Genomic DNA, 19,483 nt, shown 5'->3' on the forward strand with positions numbered 1-19,483 from the left:
CATGCAATGGACTCAACTTTAAAACAAAAACGCAAATAAGCAATAAAATAGAATAGTATTTTATTTTGCATAAAAGACCTCTTTCTATTCAAAGATATGCGATAAACAAAAGCGTAAGAAAATAAGAAATCTCCATTACTTAGACACAACATGTTTATCCACCTGACGATGCTTAAAACGAATCGAAGAATATAATGCCATTCCAATAATACAGACTCCCACAAGTCCTGTTAAGACTTCAGGAACCGATATAATCGTCTGCAGATACATAATCACTGCAAGAACTAAAATTGCATAAAAAGCACCATGTTCCAAATAACGATAATGCAATAATGTTCCTGATTCAACCAACATAATTGTCATAGAACGAACGTAAAATGCACCGATACCAAGACCTATCGCAATAATAAAAAGGTTGTGTGAAAAGGCAAAAGCACCAACCACGCCATCGAAAGAAAAACTAGCATCAAGAACTTCTAAATAAAGAAACGCCCCTACTCCCCCGTGAGTTACTGTTGTTAAAGTCTTTTGAGGGGTATCCAAGAGATGACCGACAACTTCAACACCGATAAAGGTCAAAAGTCCATAAAGGGCTGCCAATAAAAAAGTTATTTTATCTTCTGTGTCAATCTGACCTGAAACAAATAAGATCAAAATCAAAACAATTGCAATATCAATCCCAACAAGCGCCCCAAACTTTTGAGCAGGTCTCTCTATAACATTAAGCCAATGTACCTCTTTTTCAGAATCAAAAAAATATTTTAAGCCAACCATCATAAGGAAAGTGCCTCCAAAAGCAGCAATCCCCATATGTGCATCGGTTAAAACTTCCGCATATCGGTGTGGTTCCCATATAGCTAATTTGACTGCCGCAATTGGATTAATCCCAACAGCAACGACAACCACCAATAATGGAAAAACAATTCGCATCCCAAATACAGCTATCAAAATGCCCCATATAAGAAAACGACGACGCCACAACGGATCCATTCTACTAAGAACACGCGCATTGATAATAGAATTATCAAAAGATAAAGAAATTTCCAAAACTCCTAAAACAAAGCAAATAAAAAAATATTTAAGAAAACCAATAATACTTTCCGTTTCAAACCAACCAATAACCCCTCCTAAAAAGACACCAATAATCGTGAAAAAAAAAGCAAACCCAAAATAGCGTAATAGGGCCATGATCATTCCTCAAAGTTTATTTTCTCATTCATCTAAAACACACCCAGTCCAAATCCAAAGTTTGCATCTCTTTAAAGTTGCATCTATTGATGCAAAAGTGTATAGAATATATATGGTAAAGTTACATGAAAATTCTCTCAAAAAAAGCAAGAGACAAATGTAGCAAACAGAGAATTTTGTTTTGAAATGAATATCAATTGTCAATACAACAAGCGAAAGATTTCTTTCTATCCACGAAAATAAAAAAATAAAAAGAAATTAAAGCTATAAATATTGACATTATATCATAGAATATTAATACATAGTGTGCTTTTATTATTTAATGATTTATACCATGATGATTTACTGAGGGAGATAATTCGTGGCACGTCCTGAAACTGAATCAAAAACCATATTTGGAAAACGTTTACGTTATGTACGTCTTGCTTTAGGCGATCCATCACGTGAAACCTTAGCTAAAAATTTTAGCATGACAAAAAATTCCATTGCTTTTTATGAGCGTGGAGAGAGAGAACCCAATCTTAGTGTCTTACAAACATACCGCACGTTATATGGTGTCAATATTAATTGGCTTTTAACTGGACAAGGAAAAATGTTTGACACCGAATATACAAAAGGTGATTTTGACTGGAATTATTTTATTAAAAAAATCGAAGGACTGGAAGAAACACTTGCCAATAGTGATCGTGATGAAAAACCGAATCAAGAAAAAATCGACAGTTCTTATGAAAAATTGCAGCAATATTTGTCAAGACAAGGTTTATCAAATGGACTTAACCCCAAGACTACAACCTCTCTGATCGATATGAAAGCTAAAATGGCCAATTCTTATACTCTTAGCTTATTCATTGATTTACTCATTCGAAGCGTATCCCAAAAAGAGGTTATAGCCAATCAATAAACGTCTGTTTCAAAAGAAAAAGCAAGAAATGATAAAACTCTACCAGTATGGAGAAGAGTATTTTTTACTTTATCCATGCTGGTGAAATTTTGTATAATTTATAAAATTTATTTCTGTACTGACAATAAAAATATTCGCATTTTAAATGAAAGTATAGTGTCTTTAAATTAAAAAAAATAATTTTATAGTATAAAATTCTCATTCATATCTTATTGACAAGAATTTTTTTCTTGTTAAAAGAATAATAGCTCTCATAGAAATTATTTTTTAAGGTCAGAAAATTTAAGGGGAATATATTGACGACTTCCTATAGAGACATACATTAGTGTTCACAGACGGATTAGTTAAATATTTATCCTGAAAATTATCAGCTATTTTATGAGGTGGGAAGCATGTATTTTGAGGTGTTTCAAGGAGTTCACAATCAATGGTACTGGCGTTTAATCTCAGGAGATGCACAAAAAATTGCTTTTTCTAGTAAAGGTTATCCAACAAAACAAGATATCCTAGTCAATATTGAACAAATCAAAGAAATTACACATAAGGCTCTTATTAGAGAACTACAGTCCTGACGTTCTTTACCATTAAAACAAACGTTTATTTTGTGTAATGGTATGGTGAGTTGCTTTTGTGACAAATAAAAAGTGATCGTTTTTCCCTCAGCGGGAGGAGGTTTTTGTATTATTTCTGATACTCACAAATAACAATCACATTCTTGCAGTTTATTATGTTTGTTTTCAATCATACTTAAGTCTCTATAGCATTTATCAAAAAGAAAGTCTCTTAAGTCTTGTATTTTTCATAAAAAATAAACACACATGAAGAAAAGATAATTTATCAATGAGAATATAATTACTTTACAAGATATTAATATCTTTTATGCTCATATTCCTCTTCTGCATTTGATAATCATAACTGACTTACCCATTTCATCTTCATAAAAAGCAAATATCTCTTTCTTTCTATTATCATGCAATTTTTTAGACATATTAGCTGAAACTATCGTAGCATTTATACCTTATATCTAAAAGGAACGTGCAAAATTGTTTCCAGCATACTGGATTGTATAGACGCGCTTTTTAATAACCAGCATACCTATAAACTGGTTTATCACCATAACCTCTTATTTTATAATCAAAGACGCTCTGTCTTATAAACTTAAATGTTTTCATAAAATCAGAGTAAACTTGAATATTCTCTTTCAATACAATCTCTCCATCAGCACCATAATTGGCTTCATTAAAGTTTATCTCTCTCGTCATTCCAATCTTCCTAACACATTTCCAAGCCCTTTAATGCAAAATATGAATACATATCACTCTTTATCATCTTCAGATTTAAGCATTTTTTGATATTTCTTTTCATTTTTTTCATATTGTTTAATTTGTTTTTTCAGTTTTTCAATTGCTTGGTCACGTCTTTTAATCACCATACTTTGCTCTCTAATAGCTCTATCTCGTTCTTCAGTCATCTTCATAGAATCTCTTAAAAACTCATGCTTTATTCTTCTAGATTCATCTTTTAAAACTTTCACTTGACTGCGATAATATAAAGAAAACCGAAATATAACCCCACTGCACAACAAAACAACAACCATTGCTCCCAATAAAATTTCGTTTACACTCATTTGGATCTCCCTTAATTGTCGCTCAAGTGATCATCTTGACCAATTTGTTTCATCCTCAATCAAAAAAAGAATGCAATAAACCGCATGTTCCAAGTGTGAACAATCACTCTCGGCATTCTTATTTTCTCCATTAAAGCCATTGATAAATGACGCAAAAAAATCTCTGAAAGCGGCTAAATCTACACGCTTACACCAATTATTTGCGACACATTTATTGACACAAAAAACAAAAATAAGGAACGTCAAATAAAACTAACGACGCAACGCAATCGTACAAGCCTTGCCCAAATCGTTCCTATCTTCCTTTTTACGCCATGGGGAATGCGGCTATATATGAAAGTTTTTCATTATTACAAAAATCATCAGTGTCACAAAGCACAGCATTTCTGTAAAATTTTGCCTTCCCAAAAATCTTTACATCACCATAAATTAAAGCATCACTATAAACTCGAGCCTTTCTATAATCACGAGTATCACCATAAAATTCAATACATTGAGCATTCAAAACTTGATCAAAAAAGACCGCATTAGCGTAAACATATGCATCTCCACTCATATTCGAATAACTATAAAGTTCTTATCTTTCATAAACATGCAAACTCTTACGAACGACTACACAACCATATGTTAATGCATTGTTATAAATAACAATATCATTGTAAATACAGACTTCATTATAAACTGCAGCTGCCTTAAAACACACTCATCCCCGTAAGGGCATTGATCGAATGTATACACCCTACCAAACAACCACCTATGTGACTCAGATTACCTTCCTGTTTAATAAAATATCCAAGATCACTTTTTTGATATTTTCCAAATTTTTTAACGCATATATACGATATACCATCTGATAGTGATCTAATTTATTACAATAAAGGAGAAATCAGTATTCTTTGCCTATGAATTTACATTTTTTCTACAGCCATTATCCTATCTCTTAAGGCTCTAAAGCTTCGTTATACTCACACACCGTCTCAACACAGAATTTTTTTACAAATTCTGATGTTGGGGTATATCTTGATTTATAATGCTGCTACGTATACTATCACAGTGAAATCTCATAAACATACGAGTGTGTATCGCCATTTCTGGTATACACGTTTATTTTTTCACAACCGTGGAACTAAGCAACCATTTTTTATTGATTCGAATCTGAAAGTGTATGGGGACATTTTGTTATTAGTTAAAAACAACTCTATATGCTTCATTAGCGAAGAGCTACACATGGATATTTTCACGCTCCTTGTATCATATATTCTGGATTCGCAACGCAATATTAACGCTATAGCGTAAATATGTAAAGGTCTAAAAATGACAAAGACTGAAAAAGATTGGTTCCAACGCTTAGTTGAATTGATTAAAAGTGACGGACGAACAATGATTGAAATAAGCAGAGCTGCAGGCTGTGGACAAAATTACGTCCAACAAATGATAAATGGAGGAAAGAGGCCTTCAGTAGATAAACTCATGGCTATTTTGAACACACTGGGAAATGCTAGTGCCATATATGTAATAACTGGTTTCAACATCTCCGATGAAGACTTAAAACTCATAACTTTGATTTCGTCTGGAGATAAAAAGAAGATTGAAGCCTTAAATGTTCTGTTGAATGAGCAGAATCTGTAGAATTTTCTACTCTATCCAATATCGCTTGCTTTTGAGACGTCGATAAAGACTCCCATTTTACAATAATATCAGATAAAGTTGTTTCAAATTTTTTATCATTCTTCATAGTCATACTCCATGTAGTCAAACTATATAACGCTAAAGCGTTTAAATATATCTCATACCTTAGAAAAAAATATTTGCAATAGGCAGTATGGAAGCAATTGTGTACAAACTTATTTTACAAAATCAGATGAAGTTCTATTAGTCATGTACCATGGTGAAACAGAAAGCATCACACGATCCAGATCTTCTTATGAAAATTGGTATAATCTATCAAAAATGCGAATAATGTTACGCATATCTTGTGATTCGGACCAGTAACAAACTAATGTGAAAATATCCCTGAAGACACTCCTGAACTCTATATAAGAGAACACGAAAAAGCTTTTTTGAAAAAAAATATATCACAATTTTATTCTACATAGCACCGTCTATGTTTTTTAAACAATATTGCAAAGCAAGAATATAACAATGTTATAGGAATAAATTCTTATAAACAGAGCCACACTACCTAAAACTCTGTAACACGTTTATAGGTAACCTCCCCTCTAAACGCACCTTGTAAATACTAATATTAAGTCTCTATCATAAGCAAAAATGATACTATTAAAAAATAAAACGAATCACCACGCATAATCCTTGTACGTAAATTGTATTGCAGATTTACAACAAGAGAGAAATTCCCTTATGTAAATGAAGAATTATATTTTCAAAGTATGATTTTGAAGAAAAGTATACTTTTCCAAAAAAAATTACCCTCTCTGCCAATAATTTTTCATAAGAGAGAAAACTCACAACAAAGATAAAACTCTCTACACAATCAATACGAGAAAAATGTTAGCAATACCCAAAAGTGCTAGGTTGACCTAAATATTGCCAATCCCCTATGAGAGTAAAATCAAAAAAGACTTCTGCTCTTCAATAATAATTTGGCTTACATGAAAACTCTATAATTTGAGCATTAAGCGAAAAATACACAAAAACAGAAAATGGCATTTTAACGAATTTTCCAATATCATAGAAAACATTTTTTACAGAATAAATAAAATGCTTATTACAATAAAATCTGGATGATGCAAAGCGATAGAAAAAACCACTCAATTGACTTTTCAAAGAACAATTGATGAGATTCTTTTCAGAGAACACGCCAACGTCACTATGAACAATATTTCTCAAAAATCAAATAGAACTCCTCTCTTGGGAAAAAGAAAATATCAACAAATGTTATTATCGTTGACCCCATGATACATATGAGCACCTATGGATTACATCCTCTTATATACAACCTTTCATCACGATAATGCTATTCGAACGTCTAAAAGACATTAACATCACTCAGAAAAAAGCAAATTTACACTAAATGTTTTTTGAGCCATTTGTTCTAAACAGATACAATCTTTAAAATTGGTTTTATTGGGATCTGTTTATTTATAGAACAAGCATAAATAAACTTATCCAATGAAGCTTTTAGTCTTCTATTTTATGAAGAACATCATACAGAAAAAGTACAAAACAGTATATGAATTAAGAAAGTAAATAGCGCCACATATCAGTTAATCCAAATGCTACAATGTTTCAAATGAGAGCACTTCTTTAATGAGACTAAAAAACATACTATCACTTTATATTAAAGCGACTGATAGAAAAAAACAGCAATAAACAATGACAAAGGATTTTAGAACAAACAGAAAAATAAATAAAAAACGAAAAAGGTAGAATCCCAAAATTTTTATATAAGCTACCCATTTTTCTATTGGCCATTTCCCTATTGGTGGGCCCGGAGGGACTCGAACCCCCAACCAAGCGGTTATGAGCCGCTGGCTCTAACCAATTGAGCTACAGGCCCCATATATAGGTTGTTTCTCTCTAAACTAAAATGCCCTATGATACAAGAGCTGACGAAGATTATAACCCATCTTTTTCTCTTTTCTATTGGTTTTTTTTTCAGTGCCCTAATTTCTTTACAAGAACTCTTAAAAATGAGAGAATAGTTAACTGACAAATATAAAGGTATAGATATGATAGAAAAGAAAATTCAACCACTGAAGGGTTCTCTGGTTAAAGCAGTTATATTAGCATTTACACTCTTAGCCACATCGTTGACTGTACGTGCTTATGCTGAAGAAAATAAAATGAAAAATGCAACTATTACAGTGACTGCAATCGGAGAAAGTCAAGCTGCACCGGATATGGCAATTATTAATCTAGCCGTTGTTACCTATGACAAAACTGCCCAAAAGGCATTAGCTTCCAATAATCAATCCATCAATGATATTATAAAAGCTTTTAAAAACGATGGCATCCAAGCAAATGATTTGCAAACATCAGGTTTATCCATTTATCAGTCGACTTCTGATAAACACCACGAAAAAAAGAATAATGAAAAACTCTATCATGTTTCAAATTCTTTAACCGTGCGCATTCGTGATCTTAATAATGCTGGTAAAATCTTTGATCAAGCGATGACTCTAGGTGTTAATTCAGTCAACGGCATTACTTTTACCAACGCAGATACAAAGCCGTTTTATCAAGAAGCACGTAAAAAAGCCATTACTGAAGCCATTGAAAAAGCGCAAACGATAGCGCAAGCAGCCGATTTAAAATTAGGAAAAATTATTGAAATCAATGAAAGGGATGATTACTACCACCCAACACCACGTCTCATGAGTAGAGCAGCAGATGCAAGCTACGAAAATACAAATTTTGCAGGTGGTGAATTAACTTATAATGTGAGCGTCACTGTCGTCTTTGCGATCGATTAAGTCGCCAACTGTTGTATAAAAAATCATATTACTGGCCTTTACATAGAAGACCAGTAATGTGATGAAGATAATCTTCCTCAGATAATAATTCGTCTTCGTAAACCTCTATCTGTCCGCGTGCAGAAATATGCGCTGTATGTACCGTCTGGCAATCTCCTGATACCAATGGATGCCACCAATGAAGATCTTTTCCCTCATAAATTAATCTATAAGCACAACTTTCTGGAAGCCAACGCGCTGTTTTAACTGTCGTAATGTCTAGCGATATACAATCTGGTACAATTGATTTGCGATGAGCATAATCTCGACACCTACAAGTTTCCCCATCTAAAAGACGACAAGCAATACTGGTTGCATAAAGGTCACCCGTATCATCGTCCTCAACTTTATGGAGACAACAACGACCACAGCCATCACAAAGGCTCTCCCACTCAGAAATGGAAATCTCTTCTAATTTTTTTACTTTCCAAAAGGGAAGCTCTCCACTCATAAACTCAGACACACCTTTTTTAATTAAGACGATCTATAAAAAATGAAACGTTTAATTTCTATAATTTCATCTATTTCTGTCTCTTAAAAAGATTCAACTCAATGTATGCTTTAAACCGTTTTCTTAAAATCTATCTGAATAAAAAGAGAATATTCAAAAAATAGCGCATATAAATGAACATAATCTATTGAAACATTCCTTTATAAACTGACGAAGAATAAAATGCGTCACCTAAAATGATAAAAATTCCGCAACGAATACACATTTCTCATCAAAAAGTCCGTATGTTGCAATATAAGTTTATTCTTAATAGATCCTATTTCTTAAGAAACGAGCCGCTACACGCAAGATAATGTTTTTCGTTCATTTTTTCAAATGACTACCACACCAGTATTTACCCTACATCTGTTATTTTCAGAAAGAGAAATACAAAATTCAAAAGCTAAGAAAAACATTAAACATCGTAAACTTTCTGGATTATTCAAATTCTTCCCATATTTTCTCAAAAAAGCATCAAAGTACAATGTGACACACCTCCCCTTCATTAAGAAGAAAGAGGGATTTATTAAAATACACACGAATTTCTTTATTTAAGAATCGAGAAAACTACGCAATTTTCGTGAACGGCTAGGATGTTTTAATTTACGAAGTGCCTTTGCTTCAATCTGACGAATACGCTCTCTTGTAACTGAAAATTGTTGTCCTACTTCTTCCAACGTGTGATCTGTATTCATCCCTATTCCAAAACGCATCCGCAAAACACGTTCTTCCCGCGGTGTTAATGAAGCAAGAACGCGTGTTGTCGTATCTCGCAGATTAGCTTGGATAGCTGCATCAATTGGTAATAACGCATTCCTATCCTCAATAAAATCACCTAAATGGGAATCATCTTCATCACCAACAGGCGTTTCGAGTGAAATGGGTTCTTTTGCAATTTTAAGAACTTTTCGTACTTTTTCCAACGGCATAGAAAGCTTGCTAGACAATTCTTCTGGTGTTGGTTCTCGTCCAATTTCATGGAGAATCTGACGCGATGTACGAACGATTTTATTAATTGTTTCAATCATATGAACAGGGATACGAATAGTACGCGCCTGATCAGCAATTGAACGTGTAATAGCCTGACGAATCCACCATGTTGCATAAGTTGAAAACTTGTAGCCGCGCCGATATTCAAACTTATCCACAGCCTTCATCAAACCGATATTACCCTCTTGAATAAGATCAAGAAACTGCAAACCACGATTAGTGTATTTTTTTGCAATTGAAATGACAAGACGCAAATTAGATTCTACCATCTCTTTTTTCGCAATTGTTGATTCGCGTTCACCTTTCTGCACCTGCATAACAATCCGACGAAATTCACCAATCGAAATAGCCGTTTCTTGCGCAAGATTTTGTATCTCACTTCGCAGTTTTTGGATTTCTTTTGCTTCACGCATCGAAAATTCTTTCCAACCAGGTGTAGGCAAAGCAGCAATATAATTCATCCAATCTGCGTCCAATTCACGCCCTTGGTATTCTTTTAAAAAATCCTCGTGGCCAATGCCATAGCTGTTGGCAATCCGTTTCAGCTTACCTTCATTATGAATCAATCTCTTATTGATGTCATAAAGCTGTTCAACCAAAGCTTCGATACGATTTTGGTTTAAAGAAAGAGATTTTACTGCTTGAATCAACTCACCCTTTAATTGAATATATTTTTTCTTCTGAGAAGATGTAAGGGCCCCCTCTTTACGCTCTGCCAAACTGCTTTCAACATGCTGATCTTGTAATTTTCGTAATTTCACATAGGTTTGAGCAATAAAATCCAATGTTTCCATAACTTGAGGACAAAGTTCATTTTCCATTGCAGCAAGCGATAAGTTAACATCGTCATCGTCTTCTTCATCATCGTCTTCAATGTTTCTCTCTCCTGCGCTCTCCTCCATATTACGTATACCAGAAGACATTTTTTCTTCTTCTGTCTTATTCACTTCACTTCGCTCAATAACAGGAGCCTGCTTTGCTTCTGGACCAGCATAAGTCGTTTCAAGATCAATAATTTCACGAAGAAGAATACGCTGTTCTTTTAACTCGTCACGCCATATAATAAGAGCCTGAAAAGTTAAAGGACTCTCACAAAGTCCCGCAATCATTGTCTCACGCCCTGCTTCAATACGCTTAGCAATGGCAATTTCACCTTCCCGTGAAAGAAGCTCAACAGCTCCCATTTCACGCAAATACATACGCACCGGATCATCCGTACGATCTGTTACTTCGCGTTTATTCGTTGTCGTTGCAATTGCGTGGCTAGAGGCTTCTACTAAATCACCACCCTCTACTGTAACTTCTTCTTCATAATTTTCAGACTCAACTTCATCCTCATCATCCACAACATTAACCCCCATCTCAGAGAACATCGCCAAGATATCTTCAATTTGTTCGGATGTAACCTCGTCAGAAGGAAGAACAGCATTGAGTTCATCCATTGTTACATAACCATTTTTTTTGGCAAGTTTAATCATTTTCTTGATGGCATCATCAGAAAAATCAAGAAGAGGACCATCCAAACTCGCTTGGCTTGTTACTTCTGCATTATCTTTCTGTTTAACCTTTGTTGCCATACCATAACTCCACTCGACCACTTCACAGTTTCCATGTAACCATAGTTTCCATGTGACCAGTTTTTTTTGCTCTCACTAAAATCTACCAATAATTTCTCATATATACTTCCTTTTAAGAGATTACTATTGGAAAGAATACATTTTGTATACGCCTTAACATCCAGACAAACTTGACATCCAGACAAAAACGCGGGAAAACTCCAGAAGTTTCCCCGACACCTCTCAGCCCTTCTGAGATAATCTCTGTACCCTATCGTAAGAACCAATTTCCCGCTTTTCCTAAAATTTACCCGCTTTTCCTAAAATTTAATTGCCATCTTTATGAAAATGTCACTCCCATAAACTTCCTCGTCTAAAATTTAAGTGACTGATTCGCATTAAAAAAGCGAATCATTTTATCGTATCTTGTGTATTCCCGTCTATTTTTTCATCCAACCAACTTCCAAACCCTTCAATTAACGCTTCTGTTGCCTGCATCTGCTCCAGCTCATTTTTTACCTCACGAAGCAGATCAAAAACCTCACTCCTAGGATTTTCTACAAGTTGCTCTTTAATATCCTGTAATCTCTTATGTAGGTGGTGTTCTTGAAGATGCAAGTAGACAGCTTGTTTTAATATCGCACGTGCATCCTCTATAGAAGCTATACCAAAGATAATACGCATACCAATATTTTGCACAAGATGTTTCATACGCTCTAACAGAGCCTTTTGCCCTCTTTTTTCTAAGAGCGCAACCATCGTCTCCTCATCATGAAGCTGTTGATTCCCAAGAATTTCCAACATAGCTTGATGAAAGCACATCAATTGAGTATTTTTTAATTCTAACTCAGAAAGAATTTCAAAATTTTCATACCACAACTCAGGATAGTAAGCTAAAGTGAGTAAAATCACTGCTTCTCGCAAAGGAATAGATTGCGAAGAATTTCGTACTATTTCAGAATTTGCTAACAGAGAAAAGGATTGATCTTTAAAGATCCTATTTGATGAAGATTGATCATATCGCCCTTCTCCCTTTTTTTTCGAAAAAGAGGGACGAAAAAAATCAAAAAGGCGTTTTTTTACATCTTGCAAATAATAACGACGGACATCTTCATCCTTAATCGTAAAAATTTGTTGTTTTAGTTGTTTTTCTAGCGCTGCTCGTGTCTCTGGAGTTTCAAAATGCTTTCCATAGGTAGCTCGCCACCATAAAAGCTCACTCAAAGGAATTGCTTTTTGCAAAAAAGAAGAAAAAAGTTGTGCTCCACCAGCACAAACAATTTCATCAGGATCTTTTCCTTGTGGCAACAAAACAAAGCGTACACAAACCCCAGCCTTTAAAAGAGGCAACACACGATCAGCAACACGAAAAGCAGCGTTTAAACCAGCATCATCACCATCAAAACACAAAATGGGCTCCTTCCCCATCTGCCATAAAAGCTCAATTTGCGCTTCCGTTAATGCTGTCCCCAAGGGCGCTACAACTCCTTCAAAACCAGCTTTAGTCAATGCAATGACATCCATATACCCCTCAACAACAAGGAGTGAATGATTTTTTTCATCGCCAACAAAGCGACTGTTTTTGCGAGCTGCTACCGCGTTATAAAGTATATTTCCTTTATGAAACAGCACTGTTTCAGGGCTATTGAGATATTTTGCTCGTGTCTCTTTCTCTAATGCACGCCCTCCGAAAGCCACCACACGTCCGCGCAAATCTTCGATAGGAAACATAATGCGATTTCTAAATCGGTCATAAGAATCCGCACTCCCCTCACGCACTGTGAGAAGTCCACATTCTTCCATTTGCTTTATTGAAATGCCCCGTGCACTCAAAGCTTCTTTCAAAGCTGTACGCCTTACCGGTGCAAAACCAATGCGGAAACGCTCTACGAGCTCTGGTGTCACACCACGTGCATCCAAATAACGACGTGCTTGCACACCTCCTTTATCGCGTAAATTATATTGAAAAAAATCTGTAGCAATTTTCATTACATCATAAAGCTCAGCTTTTTCCAGTTGACGTTTATGACTTTGTGAATCCAAAATAGGGAGTTTCATTCCCGCAAAATCAGCCAAACGCTCTACACTTTCTGAAAAGTGCAATCCATCAAGCTCACACAAAAAGGTAAAAATATCTCCACTTACACCACAACCAAAACAATAATAGCGCCCTTTATGATCATCACAATGAAAACTTGGCGTTTTTTCACCATGAAATGGACAACAACACCAAAAGTCTCCCCGTGAAGGCTTACTTTTTCGAGGATCAAAATCCACCCGTTGACCAATCACTGTTGAAATTGGGAGTCTAGTACGCAGTTCATTAAGGAAATCGGGCGGGAAACGCATTATCTCTCACAGAGTTTGAAAATTCTTTTTTGCATATTTAACGACTTTAGAGCATAATTCCAATACTTCCTCTTAAGTAGTTGTAAAATTTTAAACTCTTAACTGCATATAACTTTAGAAATGGAGAGTGGAAAAGTGATCGAATTTATTGTTCAATATCCGTGGTTAGAGGCTATTTCTTGGCTTATTATTCTTACTATATTTGCCCTTTTAGTCAACTTTCTAGGACGAAAATTACTTATTCACGGAGCCAAAAAACTCTCTTCTTTTCTCCCCAAAAATACAACGATCGATATTAATAATGCTATTCAATACATAGCGGATATCATTTCAGCCTTTATTATTTCGGTTGGTGTTAATTTTATACCAACATTGCCCAATGCATTCAGTACTATCATCGGTAATGTTGCTAACGCCTTCATTATCTTTTTTGTTGTTCTGACAATTTCTGCCTGTCTGAATGTCATTAACATCCTCTACGAACAACGACCAACAGCACGGTTAAAACCAATAAAAGGCTATATTCAAATTGCTAAAATTGCACTTTTTGCTGTTGCGACAGTTTTAATGGTCGCTACATTGATTGACCGCTCCCCTCTTATTCTTTTCTCCGGTCTTGGTGCAATGGCCGCGGTTCTCATGTTAATTTTTCAAGATACGCTTCTTTCTCTCGTTGCCGGTATTCAAATTTCATCCACTGATATGGTTCGCGTTGGTGATTGGATTGAAATCCCTAATCTCGGTGCCGATGGTGATGTTATTGAAATTGCCCTGCATACTGTTAAAGTTCAAAATTTCGACAATACCATCACCTCAGTTCCTATCCGTAAACTTGTGACCGACCCTTTTAAAAATTGGCGTGGAATGCAAGAATCGGGTGGAAGACGCATCAAACGCTCCCTTTTTATTGATCAATCAAGTATCCATTTTCTCACAGAAGAAGAACAAAAATATCTTTCCCGATTTAATTTATTAGAAAATTATTTCACGCAAAAATTAGCAGAAATTGACCAATGGAATGCTCAATTAGATAAAAATCATGATGTCTTAGCCAATACGCGCCGTTTAACCAACATTGGAACTTTTCGTGCTTATGTTTTTGCTTATCTACAACAACATATAAACATCAACCCTAATATGACCTTTATGGCACGGCAATTACCTCCTACAGAAAATGGTTTACCATTGGAAATTTATTGCTTTACGAACACCACCGTTTGGATAGACTACGAACAAATTCAAGGTGATATTTTTGATCACCTTTATTCCATTCTTCCCTGTTTTGGTCTAAAGGTTTTTCAAAATCCAAGCGGTTATGATTTTAATCAAGTATTAAAAGCAAAAACGAAATAAAAACGATAAACTTTAATTTATCAATTTTGAGGCAAACATACTCATAACAACAGAGAAAGAATAAAGTATCATGAATGGTTCATTGGTACTCCTTCATCTTGCCGGCGCTATTTCTTTACTTCTCTGGGCCACACGCATGGTGCGCACAGGAATTGAACGCGCCTATGGTGACAGACTTAAATATAAAATGTGCCACGTCATTTCAAAACCATTGTTTGCGGTAAGTTTTGGGCTTTTTACAGCAATGATTTTACAAAGCTCTACAGCAATAACGCTCCTTGTTGGTTCTTTCGTTGAATCTGGTTTTGTCTCTGGAGTAGCGGGACTTATGGCTGTACGCGGAGGAGAATTAGGATCAGCAATCGTTGTTAAAATTCTCACCTATGATCTCACACTTGTTGTGCCCCTTTGTCTTTTAATTGGCACTTGTATCTTCATGACAACAGAAAAACGTGAGTGGCGTCAAATAGGACGTATTGTCATCGGTATTGGTCTGTTAATTTTATCTTTAGAGATGATAAGTACAGCGACAGAACCTTTACGTGAAAGCGAAATTTTGCCTAGCATCATTCGTTATCTTTCAACCGATCCTGTTTCCACTTTTTTGTTGGCTGCTGGCTTAACCTACCTCTTACATTCATCTATTGCAGGAATCATTTTGCTGGTCAATTTTGCCAACTACGATCTTATCCATACGCAACTCTGTGTTGTCATGGTTCTTGGTGTCAACTTTGGCTCTTCTCTTATAGCACCACTTTTAACGCGCAACGCCTCTCCTAATACCCGCCTCGTTCCCTTAGGAAATTTACTCATGCGTGGGGCAGGTTCAATCCTTGTACTTATCTTATTTCTCTCCTTCCGCCCTCCCATCACATGGCTTGGCAATAACGCCCCTACTCAAGTGATCAACGCCCACATTATTTTTAATGTTTTCATTCTCCTTGCTGGAATACCGCTTTCAAAATGGGTTTTAAAATTAACCACTCAAATTGTTCATATAAGTGCAAAAAAAACGCAAGCCGACAAAACGCTCAATTTATCGGATCAAACAGCTCTTGATGACAGTGTGCTTGAACGCCCCTCTCTCGCTCTCTCGAATGTCATGCGTGAAGTCATTCATATTTGTGATCTTGTAGACATCATGCTAGAAAAAATCATGGGACTTTATGAAAATCCTGATCCCAATATTATTCGTGAACTCAACCAACTCAACACCATATTGGACAAAAAACATATCGCCATCAAACTTTATCTTGCACGATTAGCGGGACAAAAATTATCTGACGAAGAAGCTCTTCAAACGCAAGAACTTCTAGGCGCCTGTATAAAATTAGACCAAGCAGGCGATATCATTATTCATAATATGCTGATGCTGGTTAAAAAGAAACAACAAAAAGGTTTACAGTTCAGCAGCGAGGGCTGGAATGATCTCCTTCGTTTCCACGCCATTGTACTAGCCAACGCGCATATAGCATTTAACGTTCTTGTCTCACGTGATACACACACTGCACACCTATTGGTACAAAAAAAAGATCAACTACGAAACTTAGAAAAGGAGATGAGTTTAAAACATTTTAAACGTTTGCGTGAAGGGGATCTCAAAAATGTAGAATCATCCAGTCTTCATCTCGACACTGTCCGCGACCTCAAACAAATCAACTCTCTTTTGACCTCAATGATCTACCCCATTTTAGAAGAACAGGGACTTCTTCAAAGTTCTCGCCTACGCAACCCTGCTGAAGAACAAACAGAAAAACCTTAAACTTTTAAATAACTTGAATAAGAAATACATCACATCGATTACTCGATTTTGAATATGGTCAAGATACTGATTTAATCAAAATATTTTATTATTTGACAATTTAAATGAGCTTTCTGCATCGTAAATTTCTTTCATTTAAAATCTATTCATGATGAATTACTCAAAGTCATTTGCTTACACATTATAAACAAAGCAGCATGTAGAATAGAACTCTTGAAGAAAGACGTAAAAATGCCTAATCATCTCAAAGCCAAGACTGTTAAACACATAAAGAGAAAGTCAAGAGTATAATGGTTCCAACCTAAACTCTCCTTGTAAAAAGGAATTGCCCCACAGTAGCAGCAAAAACAGAAATACTCTATAAGGAATGCAAAACCCCACAAAAATGCAACATTTATATCAAGATTGGTAGAGACTCAACCTATACAGCCATTCTATAACGTGTCAACAAAACAGTTTTAATTTCATTTCAAACATCATTGATATCAATTGGCAAGCTCCAAACTTTTAAATATCTATTTTACTTATTGCTTTAATCACAAATCACAATTGTTTTTTTAAACTTAAGAGAGAGATTAAAAAAGCTTATAAATAAACTTTATGACTTTTTAAAACATTTTCACTAATATTTTCTTCTTTTATTCATATTTCTCAATTAATTAATTTATTTATAAATTAAAATGTGTTATATGTTTATACTTATTAAGTATTATTATGATATCAATGTAAATATTATTTTAATATAAAGGAAAATAATAAGTAAAATTTCTAACAGAAATATCCTTTTCACTGGATAAAAAGGGGATAAATCTTGATTTTTAAAAAGTTTACTCTAGTTACAATTTAAATTCAGGCAAAGGAGAGTATCATGGAAAATGCAAACATCGGTTGGATTGCTGCTATTATTATCGGCGGGATTGCAGGTTGGGCTGCACAGTATATTATGAAAAGCCAAACAGGAATATTATTAAATATTATCTTAGGGATTATTGGCGCTGCGCTAGCAAGCTTTCTTTTTAGTCTTTTAGGTGTAAATTTTGCTGGTTGGCTTGGCTATCTTATTTCAGGTTTTATAGGAGCCTGTATTCTTATATGGATAGTACAAAAAATTCGATCCTAGAGCATTTATTTTTTATACCTTTTGGGATTCAATAAAAAACTGGGAAACAACTAGAAAAATTTGAAATATTTCCCAGTAACTCGTTGTTACCAGTTTTGATATGATGGTGAGGTGCTTAAGCTGCGATTTTGGGCATACACCATCACCATATTTTAAAACGAAATGCAGTAAAGACCTTTATAACGCACCCATTTCATACCTATATAAACTTACGCATATCAGGAGAGATATGTTGCGTTATTTTAACGCAATACGAACCTATTTTTGTACAGTGCGCGCAAATCTAGCTCATCTTACTGTAATAACAATCCATAAGGTTACAAAAATCACTAACGATGATTAAAGACTCTACCGCATAGCACTTAACGCCTATACACTTCATCAACAATACCCTTTTTACCGAAAAAATCGAGGAGCTCTTTTGCATTCTTAAGAAGTAAAGAGAGAAGGTAAGCAAAAAATGATAAAGAAATTTTTTCTAATCTGTGAAATAAAAGAATATCTAAAGTAGATATACTATAAATACATATGAATATAACTTTATTATAAAATGACTACACATTCTGTAATATGAAGTAATTTATTACAATTTAAATAATATAATATATTTTAAAGTTTTCAAAAATATATGTATTACTATAAAATTATTTATTATAAAGAATACGATCTTCTTTACATCTCAATTCAAAAGGTTTGAATATCTCTTCACTTTCCAAAGTATAAAATAAAGTTTTATTTCTCTTACAGTTTTCTCTTTATATCATCTTACATAGATGATTTTTTATATGCGTTACAAACGAATTTTAAAGCACAAAACATTTTTCCCATTGCTCTCATGCGATAAAGAAATTTCCGTAATGCATTGTGTGAAAGCATCTTGGATAAAACATAATACCTTATTTTGCTTTTTTAATGAAAATGATCCTATAATATGTATTTTCCGCATATCTTCTTTTAAAGACCTTTGATATCTTCCTGTTAAAATCTTGCTGCTTTTATACTCCTTGTATTACAATAGAGCTATTTATTTTAGTTCGCCCAACATAACATATGGAATAAGACTTTAAATGTGGAGTAAAATGATGTCTGATCTTGAAGATTCCATCTTACCACCTCTAAAGTGGCTCTCTGATCAAAATCCTCCAATACCAGAAAATATTCGCGATTGGCTCATGGAATCGGGTTCAATGACGCTTCGATTAAAGAAATATTGTACCTGCCTCCAAGTTCAACCACAACGCGAATGTTTTATTACGCGAGATCAATTAACAGACGAAGCAGAGCATCTCCCCGAAAGTGCGCGTTATTGGCTACGCGAAATCATATTGATGGGAGATAATAAACCTTGGCTTTTTGGACGCACTGTAATTCCACAAGAAACCCTCCTACACAATCAAGCCTTGATGCATTTGGGAACTGTACCTCTAGGACATTATTTATTTAACCATGACAAATTAACCCGCGATTACATTCATATTGGTCAACAAGGTGTGCTATGGGCACGCCGTTCCCGTTTACGGTTAACGGGTAAGCCATTGTTGCTAACTGAACTATTTTTAACAGATTCACCACTGTATCCCCACAAATAGAGGTTACTCATTTTATTCTGCATAATTTATAGATTTTATATAGCTTATAAGGGATTTAATCAGAGAAAAGAATTTCAAAATCAGCT

Annotated in this window: 16 protein-coding genes and 1 tRNA gene; 8 read left to right on the top strand and 9 right to left on the bottom strand. The window is 34.8% G+C overall.

The window, feature by feature from the left end; all coding sequences use genetic code 11:
• Window positions 1–135: 135 nt before the first annotated feature.
• Window positions 136–1,188 (bottom strand): DUF475 domain-containing protein, encoded by a 1,053-nt coding sequence (locus ACFIKQ_RS06770; protein WP_375636148.1) that lies wholly within the window; start codon window positions 1,186–1,188, stop codon window positions 136–138.
• Between the two features lie 361 nt (window positions 1,189–1,549).
• Between ACFIKQ_RS06770 and ACFIKQ_RS06775 the strand changes: the two genes are divergently transcribed.
• Together ACFIKQ_RS06775 and ACFIKQ_RS06780 are read left to right on the top strand one after the other, a co-directional pair.
• Window positions 1,550–2,089: a helix-turn-helix domain-containing protein gene (locus tag ACFIKQ_RS06775; protein ID WP_375644795.1), complete on the top strand. Its 540-nt coding sequence runs from the start codon at window positions 1,550–1,552 to the stop codon at window positions 2,087–2,089.
• A gap of 392 nt (window positions 2,090–2,481) precedes the next feature.
• Complete coding sequence (locus tag ACFIKQ_RS06780) at window positions 2,482–2,661, top strand: DUF1508 domain-containing protein (protein WP_015856658.1); 180 nt, start codon at window positions 2,482–2,484, stop codon at window positions 2,659–2,661.
• Between the two features lie 507 nt (window positions 2,662–3,168).
• Here the strand turns inward: ACFIKQ_RS06780 and ACFIKQ_RS06785 are convergent.
• The 3 genes from ACFIKQ_RS06785 to ACFIKQ_RS06795 all read right to left on the bottom strand — a co-directional run bounded on the left by ACFIKQ_RS06785 (window position 3,169) and on the right by ACFIKQ_RS06795 (window position 4,272).
• Complete coding sequence (locus tag ACFIKQ_RS06785) at window positions 3,169–3,351, bottom strand: hypothetical protein (protein WP_375636147.1); 183 nt, start codon at window positions 3,349–3,351, stop codon at window positions 3,169–3,171.
• A 53-nt stretch (window positions 3,352–3,404) separates the two neighbouring features.
• Window positions 3,405–3,716, bottom strand: a complete 312-nt coding sequence (locus ACFIKQ_RS06790; protein ID WP_375636146.1) for a hypothetical protein — start codon at window positions 3,714–3,716, stop codon at window positions 3,405–3,407.
• 307 nt (window positions 3,717–4,023) lie between these two features.
• Window positions 4,024–4,272 (bottom strand): hypothetical protein, encoded by a 249-nt coding sequence (locus ACFIKQ_RS06795; RefSeq protein ID WP_026500332.1) that lies wholly within the window; start codon window positions 4,270–4,272, stop codon window positions 4,024–4,026.
• 758 nt (window positions 4,273–5,030) lie between these two features.
• Here ACFIKQ_RS06795 and ACFIKQ_RS06800 point away from each other — a divergent pair.
• A complete protein-coding gene (locus ACFIKQ_RS06800) occupies window positions 5,031–5,345 on the top strand; it encodes a helix-turn-helix domain-containing protein (RefSeq protein WP_007347852.1) in 315 nt (104 codons plus the stop codon).
• On the opposite strand, the gene ACFIKQ_RS06805 is transcribed toward ACFIKQ_RS06800, so the two are convergent.
• Entirely contained in the window at window positions 5,269–5,451 is a 183-nt protein-coding gene (locus ACFIKQ_RS06805; protein WP_015856659.1) for a hypothetical protein, read from the bottom strand. The genes ACFIKQ_RS06800 and ACFIKQ_RS06805 overlap by 77 nt on opposite strands.
• A gap of 1,705 nt (window positions 5,452–7,156) precedes the next feature.
• Window positions 7,157–7,233: transfer RNA gene (locus ACFIKQ_RS06810), tRNA-Ile, on the bottom strand.
• 172 nt (window positions 7,234–7,405) lie between these two features.
• Between ACFIKQ_RS06810 and ACFIKQ_RS06815 the strand changes: the two genes are divergently transcribed.
• Complete coding sequence (locus ACFIKQ_RS06815; protein WP_015856660.1) at window positions 7,406–8,149, top strand: SIMPL domain-containing protein; 744 nt, start codon at window positions 7,406–7,408, stop codon at window positions 8,147–8,149.
• A gap of 28 nt (window positions 8,150–8,177) precedes the next feature.
• Here ACFIKQ_RS06815 and ACFIKQ_RS06820 read toward each other — a convergent pair whose 3' ends face one another.
• From ACFIKQ_RS06820 to dnaG, 3 genes are all read right to left on the bottom strand, one after another.
• Entirely contained in the window at window positions 8,178–8,639 is a 462-nt protein-coding gene (locus tag ACFIKQ_RS06820) for a YcgN family cysteine cluster protein (RefSeq protein ID WP_015856661.1), read from the bottom strand.
• Window positions 8,640–9,229: 590 nt separating this feature from the next.
• Window positions 9,230–11,245, bottom strand: coding sequence for an RNA polymerase sigma factor RpoD (gene rpoD, locus ACFIKQ_RS06825; protein ID WP_375636232.1), 2,016 nt, complete (start codon window positions 11,243–11,245; stop codon window positions 9,230–9,232).
• Between the two features lie 390 nt (window positions 11,246–11,635).
• Window positions 11,636–13,573, bottom strand: a complete 1,938-nt coding sequence (dnaG, locus tag ACFIKQ_RS06830; RefSeq protein WP_375656174.1) for a DNA primase — start codon at window positions 13,571–13,573, stop codon at window positions 11,636–11,638.
• A gap of 135 nt (window positions 13,574–13,708) precedes the next feature.
• On the opposite strand from dnaG, the gene ACFIKQ_RS06835 reads away from it, so the two are divergent.
• The 4 genes from ACFIKQ_RS06835 to ubiC all read left to right on the top strand — a co-directional run bounded on the left by ACFIKQ_RS06835 (window position 13,709) and on the right by ubiC (window position 19,397).
• Window positions 13,709–14,926 (top strand): mechanosensitive ion channel family protein, encoded by a 1,218-nt coding sequence (locus ACFIKQ_RS06835; protein ID WP_375636143.1) that lies wholly within the window; start codon window positions 13,709–13,711, stop codon window positions 14,924–14,926.
• A 70-nt stretch (window positions 14,927–14,996) separates the two neighbouring features.
• On the top strand, window positions 14,997–16,688 hold the full coding sequence (locus tag ACFIKQ_RS06840) for a Na/Pi cotransporter family protein (protein ID WP_375636142.1): 1,692 nt from the start codon (window positions 14,997–14,999) through the stop codon (window positions 16,686–16,688).
• An 868-nt stretch (window positions 16,689–17,556) separates the two neighbouring features.
• A complete protein-coding gene (locus ACFIKQ_RS06845) occupies window positions 17,557–17,808 on the top strand; it encodes a GlsB/YeaQ/YmgE family stress response membrane protein (RefSeq protein ID WP_375636141.1) in 252 nt (83 codons plus the stop codon).
• 1,079 nt (window positions 17,809–18,887) lie between these two features.
• Window positions 18,888–19,397, top strand: coding sequence for a chorismate lyase (gene ubiC / locus ACFIKQ_RS06850; RefSeq protein ID WP_375636140.1), 510 nt, complete (start codon window positions 18,888–18,890; stop codon window positions 19,395–19,397).
• Window positions 19,398–19,483: the final 86 nt, after the last annotated feature.

Source organism: Bartonella sp. MR63HLJHH (assembly GCF_042194155.1).
Classification (GTDB): Bacteria; Pseudomonadota; Alphaproteobacteria; order Rhizobiales; family Rhizobiaceae; genus Bartonella; species Bartonella grahamii.

Bases quoted from the DNA above. Each gene is read 5' to 3' on its own strand.
- ACFIKQ_RS06770 (WP_375636148.1), bottom strand. From the start codon at position 1,188: ATGGCCCTATTACGCTATTTTGGGTTTGCTTTTTTTTTCACGATTATT.
- ACFIKQ_RS06780 (WP_015856658.1), top strand. From the start codon at position 2,482: ATGTATTTTGAGGTGTTTCAAGGAGTTCACAATCAATGGTACTGGCGT.
- ACFIKQ_RS06785 (WP_375636147.1), bottom strand. From the start codon at position 3,351: ATGACGAGAGAGATAAACTTTAATGAAGCCAATTATGGTGCTGATGGA.
- ACFIKQ_RS06790 (WP_375636146.1), bottom strand. From the start codon at position 3,716: ATGAGTGTAAACGAAATTTTATTGGGAGCAATGGTTGTTGTTTTGTTG.
- ACFIKQ_RS06795 (WP_026500332.1), bottom strand. From the start codon at position 4,272: ATGAGTGGAGATGCATATGTTTACGCTAATGCGGTCTTTTTTGATCAA.
- ACFIKQ_RS06800 (WP_007347852.1), top strand. From the start codon at position 5,031: ATGACAAAGACTGAAAAAGATTGGTTCCAACGCTTAGTTGAATTGATT.
- ACFIKQ_RS06805 (WP_015856659.1), bottom strand. From the start codon at position 5,451: ATGAAGAATGATAAAAAATTTGAAACAACTTTATCTGATATTATTGTA.
- ACFIKQ_RS06815 (WP_015856660.1), top strand. From the start codon at position 7,406: ATGATAGAAAAGAAAATTCAACCACTGAAGGGTTCTCTGGTTAAAGCA.
- ACFIKQ_RS06820 (WP_015856661.1), bottom strand. From the start codon at position 8,639: ATGAGTGGAGAGCTTCCCTTTTGGAAAGTAAAAAAATTAGAAGAGATT.
- rpoD (WP_375636232.1), bottom strand. From the start codon at position 11,245: ATGGCAACAAAGGTTAAACAGAAAGATAATGCAGAAGTAACAAGCCAA.
- dnaG (WP_375656174.1), bottom strand. From the start codon at position 13,573: ATGCGTTTCCCGCCCGATTTCCTTAATGAACTGCGTACTAGACTCCCA.
- ACFIKQ_RS06840 (WP_375636142.1), top strand. From the start codon at position 14,997: ATGAATGGTTCATTGGTACTCCTTCATCTTGCCGGCGCTATTTCTTTA.
- ACFIKQ_RS06845 (WP_375636141.1), top strand. From the start codon at position 17,557: ATGGAAAATGCAAACATCGGTTGGATTGCTGCTATTATTATCGGCGGG.
- ubiC (WP_375636140.1), top strand. From the start codon at position 18,888: ATGATGTCTGATCTTGAAGATTCCATCTTACCACCTCTAAAGTGGCTC.